Source organism: Candidatus Hepatincolaceae symbiont of Strigamia maritima (assembly GCF_055505085.1).
In genome coordinates this window covers 1-14,976 of the sequence record NZ_DBKDTU010000018.1, presented here as the reverse complement: position 1 = coordinate 14,976, position 14,976 = coordinate 1, and the positions used below count along the sequence as shown (strand labels likewise).

At 28.8% G+C, this 14,976-nt stretch carries 13 protein-coding genes and 1 riboswitch; of the genes, 5 read left to right on the top strand and 8 right to left on the bottom strand.

What is annotated here, in order from left to right; all coding sequences use genetic code 11:
* Positions 1 to 1,025 precede the first annotated feature (1,025 nt).
* Complete coding sequence (locus ACQCX0_RS00460) at positions 1,026 to 1,934, bottom strand: phosphotransferase (RefSeq protein ID WP_462562084.1); 909 nt, start codon at positions 1,932 to 1,934, stop codon at positions 1,026 to 1,028.
* The gene (gene pnuC / locus ACQCX0_RS00455; RefSeq protein WP_462562082.1) at positions 1,901 to 2,482 is read right to left on the bottom strand and encodes a nicotinamide riboside transporter PnuC; all 582 of its coding nucleotides are present in this window, start codon (positions 2,480 to 2,482) and stop codon (positions 1,901 to 1,903) included. Before pnuC ends, ACQCX0_RS00460 begins: the two co-directional genes overlap by 34 nt.
* 98 nt (positions 2,483 to 2,580) lie before the next feature.
* Between pnuC and gltX the strand changes: the two genes are divergently transcribed.
* The 5 genes from gltX (at position 2,581) to ACQCX0_RS00430 (ending at position 7,902) form a co-directional block, all read left to right on the top strand.
* Positions 2,581 to 3,981, top strand: coding sequence for a glutamate--tRNA ligase (gene gltX / locus ACQCX0_RS00450; RefSeq protein WP_462562080.1), 1,401 nt, complete (start codon positions 2,581 to 2,583; stop codon positions 3,979 to 3,981).
* A 292-nt stretch (positions 3,982 to 4,273) separates the two neighbouring features.
* Positions 4,274 to 4,378, top strand: a riboswitch (SAM riboswitch).
* Between the two features lie 64 nt (positions 4,379 to 4,442).
* Positions 4,443 to 5,471, top strand: a complete 1,029-nt coding sequence (locus ACQCX0_RS00445) for a methionine ABC transporter ATP-binding protein (RefSeq protein ID WP_462562078.1) — start codon at positions 4,443 to 4,445, stop codon at positions 5,469 to 5,471.
* On the top strand, positions 5,461 to 6,126 hold the full coding sequence (locus tag ACQCX0_RS00440) for a methionine ABC transporter permease (protein WP_462562077.1): 666 nt from the start codon (positions 5,461 to 5,463) through the stop codon (positions 6,124 to 6,126). Before ACQCX0_RS00445 ends, ACQCX0_RS00440 begins: the two co-directional genes overlap by 11 nt.
* 114 nt (positions 6,127 to 6,240) lie before the next feature.
* Positions 6,241 to 7,023 carry a hypothetical protein gene (locus ACQCX0_RS00435; RefSeq protein ID WP_462562075.1) on the top strand — a complete coding sequence of 261 codons (783 nt, stop codon included), beginning with the start codon at positions 6,241 to 6,243 and terminating at the stop codon, positions 7,021 to 7,023.
* Between the two features lie 72 nt (positions 7,024 to 7,095).
* Positions 7,096 to 7,902, top strand: coding sequence for a MetQ/NlpA family ABC transporter substrate-binding protein (locus ACQCX0_RS00430; RefSeq protein WP_462562074.1), 807 nt, complete (start codon positions 7,096 to 7,098; stop codon positions 7,900 to 7,902).
* 692 nt (positions 7,903 to 8,594) lie between these two features.
* On the opposite strand, the gene ACQCX0_RS00425 is transcribed toward ACQCX0_RS00430, so the two are convergent.
* From ACQCX0_RS00425 to ACQCX0_RS00400, 6 genes are all read right to left on the bottom strand, one after another.
* Entirely contained in the window at positions 8,595 to 9,164 is a 570-nt protein-coding gene (locus ACQCX0_RS00425) for a DUF3833 family protein (protein WP_462562072.1), read from the bottom strand.
* 94 nt (positions 9,165 to 9,258) lie between these two features.
* Positions 9,259 to 10,035, bottom strand: a complete 777-nt coding sequence (locus tag ACQCX0_RS00420; protein ID WP_462562071.1) for a hypothetical protein — start codon at positions 10,033 to 10,035, stop codon at positions 9,259 to 9,261.
* A gap of 70 nt (positions 10,036 to 10,105) precedes the next feature.
* Entirely contained in the window at positions 10,106 to 10,795 is a 690-nt protein-coding gene (locus ACQCX0_RS00415; RefSeq protein WP_462562069.1) for an acylneuraminate cytidylyltransferase family protein, read from the bottom strand.
* Positions 10,796 to 11,677: an N-acetylneuraminate synthase family protein gene (locus tag ACQCX0_RS00410; RefSeq protein WP_462562068.1), complete on the bottom strand. Its 882-nt coding sequence runs from the start codon at positions 11,675 to 11,677 to the stop codon at positions 10,796 to 10,798. It abuts the gene before it with no gap.
* Positions 11,678 to 11,708: 31 nt separating this feature from the next.
* Positions 11,709 to 12,797 (bottom strand): polysialyltransferase family glycosyltransferase, encoded by a 1,089-nt coding sequence (locus ACQCX0_RS00405; protein ID WP_462562067.1) that lies wholly within the window; start codon positions 12,795 to 12,797, stop codon positions 11,709 to 11,711.
* An 89-nt stretch (positions 12,798 to 12,886) separates the two neighbouring features.
* The gene (locus ACQCX0_RS00400; protein WP_462562066.1) at positions 12,887 to 14,851 is read right to left on the bottom strand and encodes an Nramp family divalent metal transporter; all 1,965 of its coding nucleotides are present in this window, start codon (positions 14,849 to 14,851) and stop codon (positions 12,887 to 12,889) included.
* Positions 14,852 to 14,976 lie beyond the last annotated feature (125 nt).

Below are 14,976 nucleotides of genomic sequence, written 5' to 3'. Positions count from 1 at the left end.
GATCTACACTCTTTCCCTACACGACGCTCTTCCGATCTAATTGAAGCTCTTTGAGCCGGTGTTTTATCCCCTATTAATAATAAATAAAAAATAATAATAGGAATACTCAAAAGAGCAGCTAATTTCTTAGTATTATAATTTATAACTAATTTTGGTAACAACAGAGCAAAACTTTTACGTAAAAATACGAATAAAATCATCGCAATAAAGGTAATATGATATCCTGAAATTACTGTAATATGAATTAATCCTGACTTCATTAAAGCATTTTTATCTGCAGGATTTATAGCGGTTGTATCTCCTAAGAATAAAGCAGTAGCGATTCCTGCAATATTACCTGGTAGTACCTCAAATACTTGCTGTTTTAGATAATTTTTAATCCTGCTAAAAAATTTAGAAATTATACTAAGACTTTGATCCACAATACTTTTAGGTTTTTCTTCAACTTTAGTTATATCTGCAATATAAGTTATATAACCGTTCCCTCCTATTTGTTTAAAATAATCGTTTTGTTTAAAGTTTATCCCATTAGGTGTCATTGGGAGAGATGACTTAAAAAGCATAGCTTTAGCCGTTATAATGTCTCCTATTTTAATATCATGAGCTACCTTGATAGTAAGTTTTAAAGTAGAGGGCATAACTTGATAATACGGTAGTTTTGCTATGCTTTTAGGTTGCAAAATTAAAGATTTATTAGCTTTTATATTATTTTCTTGAATATCAATAACTTTACCAGTTAAATTAGAAAAATAGATATTATAATTTAACATTTTAGTATCTAACCAAGCAGTTTTCAAAGTAGCACTGAAAATACCAAATACAAATAATAAACTAAGTAGCAGAATTTTTCTAATTATTAAGTGTTTTCTAAAATAAATAGTAGCTCCGCTAACAAGCAAATTGATAACAAAAATAACAACAAGGTTGGGTTCAAAATTTAAAGAAAAATAAGTAACAATCCCTAAAATATTACTTATTACTAAATAGCTAAAAAAATCTTGTTTAAATAAAACATACTGCATTTACTAGCTAAGTTTTGCAAATGTTTTATATTTATCCTGAATTTCTTGCAATGAACACTTAGCATTATTAAGGTAAAGCATATTGTTAGCAAGTGCATGCTCTGCCATACACAAATACCAAGATAAAGAAGCATAAGATATGATCAGATCATATAAAAAAATCTTTAAATTAAAATCAACACTAAAATTTTTTCTTCTCAATAAACAATATTGTTTACGAAATACTAAAAAATTAGAAGGCGTTAAATAATTTTTAATACAAGCCAAGTCAAAAAAAGAGTCTCCTCTGGTTGCATATTCAAAATCTATTAGAAATAAATTCTGCGTATCTTTCTGATAGATTAAATTTTGATATGTTACATCATTATGACAAAAAACAATATCCTTACTTAACATCTTAATTAATCCAAAGATTTCTTCAAAAATATCTTTTAATTGTTTTAATTTAAAGCTATCGTAATAATCTTTATTTTTAATTACATATAAATAATTATTGATAGTGTCTTGCCAATTTATATATTTTATATCAATTTTAGAATTATGTAGCTTAGCAGTTACATTAGCTAATCTTAATACCTGATCAGGCTGATTAATATACTTTTTTGTAAGATTTTGTCCCTCTAGGTATTTAAAAATTACAAATTTTTCTTTATATCTAAAGAGCAACTCAGGAGTAAGGTTTATTTGTGATAAAGTTGAACTAACCTTCTCTCCTTCTATTCTATCAAAAGGAAGAAAAGGATTTTGATATATTTTTAAAACTAATTTACTTTGCCTAATTCTTAATAAAAATACTGAATTAGATGCCTTTTTAAATTGGGTAATTTTCTTAATTTTTCCAAATTTATCTTCAATAATCTTGAAATATTCCAGCGGTATTAATTTTTGATGATAAATAACTGTACTTTCCATTTTATATATCCATAAACTGCCATTAAAGTTAATATTATCATTAAAATAGTAGTATAGTATAACTCTGCTTTAAGAGTTAACACAACTGCCATAATATTCAGAACTATCCAATAAAGCCAATTTTCAAAATACTTACGCACTTGTAAAAAAGTTGCATAAAAACTAAATACCATAATTAGACTATCTAAATAACTTATAGTTTCTGCTTCATTGGTATATTTTAATAAAAGATACTCTATTGCACAAGCTATTCCTAATAAGATTATAATCATGATTAGATTTTTTACATATCCTAAGGTAGCTATTTTAAGAACATATTTGTTATGTTTATCTTTCTTCCGCCATGTAAAAAACCCATATATTGCAATTACTACATAATATAAATTTAAAACCGCTTGCAAATAAATTTTAGCATCAAAAAAAATATAAATTAAGATTAAAGTGCTAAGGAAGCCACAAATAAACGCATAATATTTTTCCTTAATAAGAAAAACTACATACAGAATTCCTAAGATAGTAGAAATGATTTGTAAAGAGTTTATCAGCATTTTGTAAAGTTCTGCATTATACTTTTTTCTTGAGACCTACCATAATAGTATACTATAATATATAAAATACTTCTATAAAAAAATAAAGACTGCATTTTATGACCATCCTTACAAGATTTGCCCCATCTCCTACCGGATATTTACACATCGGAGGTGCTAGAACAGCACTGTTTAACTATCTATTTGCTAAAAAACACGGCGGTAAATTTTTATTAAGAATAGAAGATACGGACAAAGCTCGTTCAACTCCTGAGGCAGTAGAGGCAATAATAAATGGGCTAAATTTTTTAGGAATCTCTTATCAAGAACCCGCTATTTACCAAAGCAAACAGCTAAACAGGCATATTAAAATAGCTGAATTATTAGTAAAGAATAATCTTGCTTATTATTGTTATTGTCCTAAAGCAGAACTTGAAGCAAAACGCCTTGAGGCTGAGAAAGCAGGGAAAATATATTTATATGAGGGTAAATGTCGGGATTTAGCACAAAAAACTAATAATCACAGTAGTGTTGCTATTCGCCTAAGAGTTGATAAATCCGGTAGCACCACAATTAATGACTTAGTAATGGGTAATATTACCGTAGCAAATTCCACTATCGATGACTTGGTTTTATTAAGAAGCGATAAGACCCCAACCTATATGTTAGCAGTAGTAGTGGATGATTTTGATATGAAAATTACCCATGTAATTAGGGGAGATGACCATTTAACCAATACTTTTAGACAGATTCAAATTTATAAAAACTTAGGGTGGAAAATCCCGGTATTTGCCCATCTTCCCTTAATTCTCGGGCATGACGGAACTAAACTCTCTAAAAGACACGGGGCTACTGCTCTGGAAGATTATCAAGCTTTAGGGTTTTTACCGATTGCCCTAAGGAATTATTTACTACGTTTAGGCTGGTCTCATCAAAATGATGAGATTATCAGTGATGCCCAAGCAATAGAATGGTTTGATATGAAAAATGTTAATAAATCTTCTGCTAGATTTGATATAATAAAATTAACTAACATCAATTGGCATTACATTAAAACAACATCTAATCAAGACTTACTAACTAACTTAGAAACTACAATTACACAGAAATTTTCTGTTGCAGAAATTAACCCTAAGTATAAAGATTATTTATTACAAGGCTTAACTTCTATTAAAGGTAGATCAAAGACTTTAATAGAACTTCTAGCTAACAGTTTATTCTATATTTTAAAACCGCCTTTTATCTTAGATGTTTCAGCTAAAAATCTGCTTGCTAATAATCTTCAGCTTATCAAAGAACAAATACAACTCTTAGAAAAACATACAAATTTCACTAGAGAAGCCCTGCATTTACTTATAAAAGAGCATGCTCTGACTAAAAATCTTAAATTAGGACCAGCAGTAGAAGCCCTGCGAGTTTCCCTAACCGGTAAAATTATTTCTCCGTCTTCGGTTTTTGAAATTATGGAAGTTCTACAAAAAGATGAAAGCCTTAAGCGAATAAACTTAAGCCTTAAATAATACTGCCTTTGCGACAGATTTTTTGTGGTAAAGGAAGTACTAACTTACTTAAGAAAAAAGAATAGCTATCTTTTTGTTTACTAAGCTTTGCTAAAAGCTTAACCAAAATTTTTATCATTTAGCAATACCTCTTGTAAGTAGCATGCTTATTAAAAGTTTTGGGCTTATAATTAACCTGGATTGTAAAGATATTGTAAAATGGGATTAATCCCTTTATAAAAAAAGACTAAAAAAAGTTGACAAGCTAATTATACTCTGTAATAATAGTTATAGAATTTTTTAATAAATTCTACTCTTATGAAGAAAGGTGTAGGGAATGTGCCCGTTTAAACCTTAGCAACCTGCTAAATGTAAGGTGCTAATTCATACAAAGCTAATTAGCTTTGACAGATAAGAGCTCTGCACTCTTATCAAAATGAATGTCTTTTTTAAGAGCTTTAAGCAAAAAGGAAACAAGACATTTGATAACTTTAGATAATATTTCTAAACATTATACTCTTAACAATAACAAACTTAATGTTTTACAAGGAATTAACCTAGAAATTACTGAGAGTGATATCTTTGGGATTATCGGATATAGCGGAGCCGGAAAGAGTACTCTATTAAGGTTAATTAATTACTTAGAAATTCCGACCACAGGTAATGTCATAGTAAACCAAGTTAATTTAGGAAAATTAAATAAAACTGCCCTACTAAAAGCTAGGAAAAATATCGGGATGATTTTTCAAAGTTTTAACCTCTTAAACCTAAAAACCGTAGTACAAAATATTGCTCTACCCTTAGAAATTAATAAAATACCTAAAAAAATACAAACATCCTTAATTAAAGATATTATTCAGCTGGTAGGATTAGAGGGAAAAGAGCAATCTTACCCTTTTCAATTAAGTGGCGGGCAAAAACAACGAGTTGGAATTGCTAGAGCTTTAGTCTGCAATCCAAAAATCTTATTATGCGATGAAGCAACCTCAGCATTAGACCCCGAAACCACCAAGAGTATTCTAGACCTCTTATTAAAAATTAAACAAAAAACTAATATTACCATTGTGTTAATTACCCATGAAATGGAAGTAATAAAATATATTTGTAATAAAATTGCGGTTTTAGATAAGGGTAAAATTATTGAAACAGGAGCTGTTCTGGATATATTTAACTCTCCCCAGCAGGAACTAACAAAAAAGTTGGTAGTACGGTCTATGGAAAATAACCACAAGGCATCTTTAGAGAAAATATTACAAGATTTTAAAAGTGGTCATGTAATAAAACTTACCTTTAATGAGCATTCTTTAAAGGATCCGATCATTTCTAACTTAATTAAGACTTTTAGTGTAGAAATTAGCATTTTAGAGGGACTAATTAATTATCTAGATAAGAAGCCTATCGGTACTTTAGTATTGCATATTGAAACTACTGAAAATATTTTATCTAAAATTATTAACTATTTAAATCAGCATCATATTGTTGTAGAAAGAATACCTCACCATGTTGCTTAGTTTAGAGAATATTAATATGGAAAAAGTTTTGAGTGCAACCTATGAGACTATATATATTACTTCTATCTCTACAATTTTTGTAGGATTTTTCGGATTATTAGTAGGAATATTACTCTTTAGCACCACTCGAGGTGGAATGCTTGAAAATAAATTCTTAAATTTAACCTTAGACTCCTTAGTTAATATTTTAAGATCTATTCCTTTTATTATCTTAATTATTTTATTATTACCTTTTACTAAACTGGTCGCCGGCACAATCTTAGGACCAAAAGCTGCTATACCTGCCATGATTGTAGGGGTATCCCCTTTTTATGCAAAAATGGTTTATACTGCCCTACGCGAAGTAGACAAAGGCATTATTGAAGCAATAAAGTCTTTTGGGGCAAATAATTTACAGATTATTGTAAAAGTATTAATTCCTGAGAGTTTACCTTCATTAATTAGTTCTCTAACTACTATCTCCATAGCAATTCTCGGTTATACCGCAACTGCCGGAATTATAGGTGCAGGAGGACTCGGTAATTTAGCTTATTTAGAAGGTTTTCAGCGTAATAACCCCATGGTTACCATACTGGCTACCTTAATTATTTTATTTTTAGTGTTTATATTACAATTAATAGGAGACTTTCTAATTAAAATTATAGATAAAAGATAAAATACTAATAATTCTTTTGGTATTTTTAAGATTAATTAATCTTCATAATCTAATACTATATTTATAGAGATAATCTCATAAAAATTAATTATGTATAAATTAAAAGGATATGAAATGCGTACAGTAAAATTTTTAATACTTTTTCTAAGCTTATTTAGTATAAATAATTTAGCTATTGCTGCTGCAAAAAATATGAAAGAGTTAGCCCAAACTTGGTCTAATCCTATGAAAGAAGGTAAAATAAATACTAATAGCTACTGTGAAGTAACCCACTTTTTTGCTAATATTAAAGATGTTGCCAGAAAATCAGGAGTTAAAGAATATAAAATTATAGCTTTAGTGAATACTTTTTATAGTCTGCAAATTTATGATGAAGATATTATTAACCTATTAAACGGTCTTATCCTTTTTAATAATACTGAATATGCTAAAACCTATAATAATCTTGATATTATTGATATTTTTACTACTCTTATTAAGAAAAAAAATAACAAAGATACAGAATTACATTTAACCCAAGTTTTAAAATTAAGCACTATGAAACCTCATACTCAAGAAGTAATTAAATTCTTAAACAGTGAGAAATTTATAACTATTTATCAGGAAAAATTCACCTCTAGCAATGCTGAGCAAACCTATTGGGAAATGGCTACTAATTATTATAACTTTGTACAAAAAGAACTAAATCGTTTAGCAGAATCAAGAAAAGCCTATGAAGCTTTTTTATCCCCGCAAGATAAAGTAGCTCAACCGAATATTGATGAACTCTCTTTATGTTATTATATTAGTACTTCTTTAATAAAACAAAACAAAGACTTAACTGTGGGTAATTTTCAAAAAATTCCTAGTTTTGAAGCTTGGTTAAAAGATAATTTTCAACAATCCTCAACTAAGTAGGATATACAAAAGGAGGTGTTTACTTAGTAAAATAAATATTTGGTTTAAATATATAAAAACAGGAGAAAAAATATGACTAAACTATTAAACACTTTAAAAACCCTTGCAATTTGCTTTCTTTCTTTAGTAACAATAGAAGCAAAAGCAACAACCTTATTAAAAATCGGAGCATCTAATGTCCCACATGCAGAGGTCTTAGAATTTGCTAAACCTCTATTAAAGAAAAAAGGCATTAATTTACAAGTTATTGTTTTTCAGGATTATATTATGCCTAATAAAGCACTTGCCAGTAAAGAACTAGATGCTAATTACTTTCAACATATTCCCTACTTAGATAATCAAATCAAAGAACACGGATATAAATTCTCTAACATAGGAGCAGTACATTTAGAACCTATAGGCATTTATTCTAAACGTTATAAATCTCTAAAAGATTTACCTAATAAGGCTAGCATTGTACTGAGTAATTCTGTTTCTGATTTAGGCAGAATATTATCACTTTTAGAGGAAGCTAACTTAATACAATTACGTAAAAATGTAAAAACAGTTGATTATACTTTAAAAGATATTGTTGAGAATCCGAAAAAACTTACTTTTAACAATAATGTAGAACCGGCTTTACTTCCAACTATCTATGTCAATAATGAAGCTGATGCTATAGTAATTAATACTAATTATGCTCTTTCTGCTAAGCTTAATCCTGTAAAAGATGCTATTTTTCTTGAGAATAATAAATCTGCATATGTAAATATAATTGTTGTAAGAACTGAGGATAAAAATAAACCTGAGTTTAAAACTTTAATAGAAGTTTTACACAGCAAAGCAGTACAAGATTTTATTAAGAAAAAATACACCGGTGCCGTAATACCGGTAAAATAAAACTACTATAATAATTCTAATCTAATTATTATTTTTAGCGATTCAAGAGAATGAAGATTCTCTTGAATTATTTTTATATTAAGTTGTGATATGTCTGTATTTTGCCCAAATTAGTCTCTTTAGCATAATAAGGTACAGATAGCAACATATAACTAATTTTATTTACAAAATCAGTTATATTTCCTAGATTTTCCTTAAATCTAACAAATCTATGACCCACTAGCTTTAATATATTTTTATTTATTGTTCCGGCTTTAATTTAAAGATAATGTGTGTTGTTGAGAATAATATCACAACCTATATCATGTCCGTTACCTGTTCATATGACTTTCTCACTTCTTGAGAAATCACTACGGATAGCTTTGACTATTAATTCTTCTAATGACTAAGCTTAATAGCGATCACCTTGACATAATGAATGAAATTTCTTTAAATCTTTTCTAAATTTTTAAGAGTTTTAATAACATCATTATTTATTATTTTAGACCCAAATATAGATATCTCTAAGGAAGTTTTAATAGTTCTATACATTAAATTATGAAAGTTATATAATAGTTTTTTAGCACTTACAAACTATTTAGAGATAATAGATCAGATGTCTTGAATAAACCTTAGAAATAGAAGAGTTGACATAACTATAGAAAATACCAAAATATTGCCTATATTCGGACATGAAAATTAAAAGTATTTTGTTAATTTACTTTGTTGAGGAATACTATAGCTTCACCGGCTTCTAAACCGAATTTAGAAAAATCAATAACATTAACTAAAGTATTGTCATTTATTAAGTACAACCAATCTTTTGCCATTAAATCTATAGTTTTAAAATTCTGTTTATCCTGATACGCAATAGCTCTAAAAGTATAAGCTAAATATCTAGCATTACCCACTTGTTTACCCTTAGCCCAACCAATCACATCATCACCGTTATTTAATTCAAGATTATCATCAGTTGAAGCATTTAAGTCTGAACCGTTTTCTCCTACAGTAACAAACCAAGTTCTTTTCTTTTTATCACCGTTATTATATACATATTCTTCTAAAATTGTACCTTTATTATTTTGCCAAGTAGCAGTTAACTTAATTTCAAAAGACCGTAAAATATAACCTTTACTATCTTTAACTACACCTTTACCGATAAAATTGCCGTTTAGGTGTTTTTTAAGATCAAATTTTGGATTTTTATCTTTAAAATCATCAATTGAAGCATGAAAACAACCAGCTAAAATTAATAACGAGAATAAAATTAATAGTTTCTTCATTATTATTGATTCCAAATTTATTTCCGTAGATTAAATGTATAAGTATTTTTATTATAAATTTATAATAAATTAGAAAAAAGTTTAAATTTCAACATTAATATGATCTATTACGACTCTGATTAAAGGATCTTTGATTAAAATTTTGAGCATTCATACTTCGTCTAGGTCTTTGATTATTATCCATACCACCCATCATCCCTTGTTGTATTGGTTGTTGCATGGGCATATTTCTCATATTCATTGATTGTCCCATTGGACGTCCCATAGACTGCGTATTTGGGAGTCCTCTTCTATTATTAAACGATTGTGGTTGTGGATAATTGTCCATACCACCCATCATCCCTTGTTGCATTGGTTGTTGCATCATTGGTTGTTGCATGGGCATATTTCTCATATTCATTGGTTGCCCCATAGATTGAGTATTTAGGCGTCTTCTTCTATTATTAAACGATTGTGATTGCGGATAATTGTCCATACCACCCATCATCCCTTGTTGTATTGGTTGTTGCATGGGCATATTTCTCATATTCATTGATTGTCCCATTGGACGTCCCATAGACTGCGTATTTGGGAGTCCTCTTCTATTATTAAACGATTGTGGTTGTGGATAATTGTCTATACCACCCATCATCCCTTGTTGCATTGGTTGTTGCATGGGCATATTTCTCATATTCATTGGTTGCCCCATAGATTGAGTATTCATGACTCTTCTGTTATTAAACATAAATTGTGATTGCATTCCCGTATTTCTTGGAACATCCATATTAAAATTACTAGGTTGAGTATTCATAGGTAGATTATGCCGGTTATTAAAACTGCTATTTTGAAACCCTCTATCATATGAATTAAAATTTCTTCTAAAATTTTGCATTATATTTACACACGCCTATCTAATTGAAAATTACTAGTATATATGTAAATATTTAAGCTTATAAGAGATATTATGTCAAGCTTTTATTCACAATATATTGCATTAAGTACTCCGCAATTACAAAATCTATCGGTTCATCTATCTCTAGAGAGCTATATTCCGGCATTTCATACATAATTATTTTACCACTTAAGCGATTTTTATTTATCAAAATATTTTTTACTTTATTAATATAAAAAGCTCCGTTTTCTAAGAAAAATCCCTCAGTATCTTGTCTCCTCGGACGATTCTTGTAATCATAATTAATAGGAAAAGCTTCCTTATTCCAAAAAAATCGTTTATTATTAACCACACTTAAAAGAGAATCAGCCTTAGTAGTTTGTAGCTTTACAATAGCTTGATCAAAATCCTTAGCTGTGGTAAAGGGCGATGTTGCCTGTACTAATAAAAAATTATCATCTCCGTTACAATTTTCTTTCTCTAAAAATTCAAGCATTACATCCTCTGTACCGGAAGTATCCTGAGCATTCTTGGGATCTCTATTATATATTGTTACCTTAGCAAAATTAAAACTTAGTACTACATTCTTTATTGCTTCACAATCTGTTGCCACATAAACTTCATCTATTAATTTACTCTGATTAAGTGCATCTAATACCCAGAAAATTAAAGGTTTAGCGCATAATTCTTTAATATTTTTTAAAGGTATACCCTTAGAACCTCCTCTTGCCGGAATAAAAGCTATATTTTTAGTAAACATTTATCTAACTTGATATTTTAATTTATCTCTTTGAATTTTTTCTATATCTAAAATTTCTTCTGATTTATAAGTTAAAGCCTTATAAGTATTATTAAGGTCACGACATAACTTCTGTAAGCCACCAAATTCTAGTGAGGCTGCATGATCGGTTCCTTTCCAAGTTCTATCCTTAGTAAAGTGCCTCTCAATAATACTAGCTCCTAAGGTATATGCGGCAATATCTACGGCAACTCCTAAATGATGTCCTGAAAAAGCAATGTACCTAACTCTATTGCCATATTCTTTATATAAATTATTAATTTCTAATAGACATATATCTTCAAAAGGTACCGGATAACCCGAAGTACAAGCATAAATTACCAGCCTATCTTTAGCTTGCTCTTTCTCCTCAAAAAACTCTATTACCTTTTTTGCTTCTCCTTTGGTTGTCATCCCAAAAGAAATATGAACCTCCCCAGAATATTTATCTCTTAATAATTCAAGCATTTTAAAATGATTATTACAAGCAGAAGGAACCTTAATAAATTGAGAATTTAGTTCTATAATTTCCTTAGCAGAGGGTACATCCCATACAGAGGTTGAATATTCTATGCCTATTGCTTCACAATATAATTTTAATTCTTTATGTTCTGCACTTGTAAATTCTAAAGCATCTCTATGTGCTCCGTAGGTTGTGCCATATGAGTTGTCAGGATTAGGATGAGGTGCATTATATTGCTCAGGAGTTAGTAATTCTTTATTATTCCTTTTTTGAAACTTAACACAATAAGCTCCTGCATCCTTTGCTAGTTTGATTAATTCCTTAGCAATAGTTAGATCTCCTTTATGATTACACCCTATTTCTGCTATGATTTTAGGTTCTTTGTAATTAAAGTTAAACATAATTTTTTTCCATAGTTAAGATTTAATTTGATTATAAGATTTTTCTCATAACTTTTAAATAATAAGTTATAAATAAATTATTACTTAAAAAAATATCCGCAGGATTTTCAGATATATAGGTATTCTTTTCTTTGAAATCAGGTATCAATTTTTTTACAAACAAGCAAGTAGCCGTAGGATAAATAGAAAAAATACTAATTCTATCTTCTAACATAAGTATAGAAGTACAACTCTTTATCCCAAAGAGATATTTAGCAGTAAATAACGACGTAGAATATACCGAAAATAATAAAGAACCCTTAAAATTATCCAGTACTATTTCTATAGGATAATTATCTATCTCAGAGAGATAGTTTATAGGTTCACTGTTTTGTAGTGTTAGTTTATTTTTAACTTTGGGATGTTCTTTAAAAACAATCTGATAGTTTTTAGAAGTAAAATATCTAAGAATTTCTTTATACTTAGTATCTCTATTAATCTTTTTCTTAATATTATTTTGGTAATAATATTGAGGTAAGAATAATAAGGTATTTTTTATATTATTAGTTTGAGGAATTAGCTTAAGATGAATTATTTGTTTAAATTTTAAGAATTGATTCTTTAATTGCAACTCATCTATTCTGAAAAAATTTATATTCTTAAGGTAATACTGCATAATTTTTAGAAGATTATGATGATATAATACATAATAATTTTTTGTTTTTTGCATAATTTTTCTTAAACCTCTATCAAAAATAGGTTTAATATAAGATAATAATCCTTCTTCATATAAAATTATCTCTATTTTGGGAAAAATATTCCTAAAGATTCGTATCCAACTTTTAGTGCTAGAATTAATAGGAATCAAAATTTGTCTAAAGTTAAGATTCCTTTTTTGAAATTCTTGCTGTAATTTAATTACAGAAACCATTTTAAAACAATTTAGATAATCTTTATAATTAAGGTAAGCTTTATAATCACAAAGCTTACCTATTTCTTGATAATGTTTTAGCAATACTTCTTCTTTAATATTTTTAAAATAAGCAAAAAAGAAATTCTCATATTGAATCTTATCACTTTCTAATAAACAAGATGCTATAATTGAGGTAAAAGGACCATTAGAAATAACTAGTCTTTGCAAAAAATACCTAAATTTTAATTTATATGATTTTTATCTTAAAACAAGTATAGCATAAGTTAAGTTTTAAACTTAAAATTATCATTAATAAACTAATTATTTAAATTAGAAGCTATTAATACAGGTATTTTTACTCCGTGTCTTACTTTATCTATGGTACTTCCGAAGATTAAATCAGATAATCCCTTATGTCCGTGGCTTCCTATTACTAATAATTCTATATTTTCTTGATTAACAATATTAATAATAGCCTTTGCCACATTACCGTATCCCATATGATAACGCACTTTATACCCTTGACTTGTTAAATATTCAACATATTTATAAATATTTTCTTTATCACTTAAGTATTCCCTATCTCTTACTGCTGTCCCATGGTAGTTCGTAGCAGCTGATTCTACCACATGAATTAATACATATTCAGCATTATTTCTACCCTGAGCAAGTGCATATTGTAAAACATTATTATCTTTATTACTAAATTCTACAGGTATAGCTATTTTTTTAAAAGTACCATTACTCTGGATAATTTCTCGTGTTGTTAAAGAAATTAGCTCTTTTGCCCCATAATACCCCACAACACTCTTGGCAAAGATTTTCTTATCTCTTAGGGGACTCTGAACATCAACTCTATAATTACTTTCTATAGTTTTTGCTAAAGGGGTAAAAGTTATATAAATTAATAAACAAACTAAACCAATTATCATAGGTAAAATTATCATGTATATTAAACTACTCTCATTACCTTGCGTCCAAGTACTAATTTCTTCAAAAACTAACTTTAGATTTAAAGCTACAATAATAAATGCACATAACCAGGCTAAGATTTTTATTTTATTAGAGATTAAAAATTCTTTCATATCCTCTTTATGGCTACAAAAACGGATTAAGGGAATTACTGCAAATCCTAATTGCAGACTTAAAACCACCTGACTTAACACTAGTAATTTTCCTAAGGATTTATCCCCGAAATAAATAATGGCTATAATAGCTGGAATAATAGCTAATCCTCTGGTAATAATCCTCCTTATCCACAATCTAATTTTAAGATGTAAATATCCCTCCATTACAATTTGCCCTGCTAGAGTCCCTGTAATTGTAGAACTTTGCCCAGCAGCAATTAAAGCAATAGCAAATAAAGCAGGAGATAGAGAACCAAAAATAGAATTTAGTAATTGATGTGCTTCATCAATTTCGGCAACTAAAAAATAACCGTTTTTAAAAAATGCTGTGGCGGCTAAAATTAAAATCGCCGCATTAACAAAAAAAGCTAGATTTAAAGCAATCGCCGTATCAAAAAAATTATATTTTAAAGCTTTCTTTATACCTTCATGATTCCTTGTAAAATTTCTAGTTTGTACTAAAGAAGAATGTAAATAAAGATTATGAGGCATAACAGTAGCTCCGATTATACCTATTGCTATATAAAGAGCTTCTCCGCTTAGAAAAGTCGGTTGTAAACCCTTCACTACGGCTATAATTTCAGGTTTTACAATAAACATATTAATTAGAAAAGCTATACCGATAATAAAAACTATGGAAATAATAAAGACTTCCATTTTTTTAATACCTTTATTCATTAAAAAGAATACTAAAAATGTAGTAATAACGCTTACAAATACCCCATATAGCATAGGTAAATCAAATAATAATTTTAAACCAATTGCCATACCGATAACCTCTGCTAAATCACAGGCAATAATAGCAATTTCTGCTAAAAGATATAGGATAAAATTAGGAAATTTTTTATATGAAGCACGCGAGGCTTGGGCTAAATCCACTCCTCGAACTATACCTAATCTTGCCCCTAAGCTTTGTAACAATAATGCCATAAGATTAGACATCAAGAGTACCCATAGAAGCGTATATCCGAACTGACTTCCTCCTGCAATATCAGTAGCCCAATTCCCTGGATCCATATAGCCTACACTTATTAAATAAGCAGGACCAACAAATGCTCCGAAACTTCGCAAAGGGCTTCTATTTTTGGGTACCTCTACTGATGCATAAACTTCTTCTAAAGACTTGTGCGAACGTATTCCTTCTTTCTCAGACATATCAAATATACTCCTTCTATAAATAAAAAATTATGATTAAAGTTATTTCTTCTGCAGAAGAGTGAATTAAACCTAATTTAATGGTAAATTATAAAAAAAGAGATCGGAAGAGCGTCGTGTAGGGA

Excerpts from the sequence above, each read along its gene's own strand:
- ACQCX0_RS00430 (WP_462562074.1), top strand. The coding sequence starts at position 7,096 with ATGACTAAACTATTAAACACTTTAAAAACCCTTGCAATTTGCTTTCTT.
- ACQCX0_RS00460 (WP_462562084.1), bottom strand. The coding sequence starts at position 1,934 with ATGGAAAGTACAGTTATTTATCATCAAAAATTAATACCGCTGGAATAT.
- ACQCX0_RS00420 (WP_462562071.1), bottom strand. The coding sequence starts at position 10,035 with ATGCAAAATTTTAGAAGAAATTTTAATTCATATGATAGAGGGTTTCAA.
- ACQCX0_RS00415 (WP_462562069.1), bottom strand. The coding sequence starts at position 10,795 with ATGTTTACTAAAAATATAGCTTTTATTCCGGCAAGAGGAGGTTCTAAG.
- pnuC (WP_462562082.1), bottom strand. The coding sequence starts at position 2,482 with ATGCTGATAAACTCTTTACAAATCATTTCTACTATCTTAGGAATTCTG.
- ACQCX0_RS00410 (WP_462562068.1), bottom strand. The coding sequence starts at position 11,677 with ATGTTTAACTTTAATTACAAAGAACCTAAAATCATAGCAGAAATAGGG.
- gltX (WP_462562080.1), top strand. The coding sequence starts at position 2,581 with ATGACCATCCTTACAAGATTTGCCCCATCTCCTACCGGATATTTACAC.
- ACQCX0_RS00435 (WP_462562075.1), top strand. The coding sequence starts at position 6,241 with ATGCGTACAGTAAAATTTTTAATACTTTTTCTAAGCTTATTTAGTATA.
- ACQCX0_RS00400 (WP_462562066.1), bottom strand. The coding sequence starts at position 14,851 with ATGTCTGAGAAAGAAGGAATACGTTCGCACAAGTCTTTAGAAGAAGTT.
- ACQCX0_RS00440 (WP_462562077.1), top strand. The coding sequence starts at position 5,461 with ATGTTGCTTAGTTTAGAGAATATTAATATGGAAAAAGTTTTGAGTGCA.
- ACQCX0_RS00425 (WP_462562072.1), bottom strand. The coding sequence starts at position 9,164 with ATGAAGAAACTATTAATTTTATTCTCGTTATTAATTTTAGCTGGTTGT.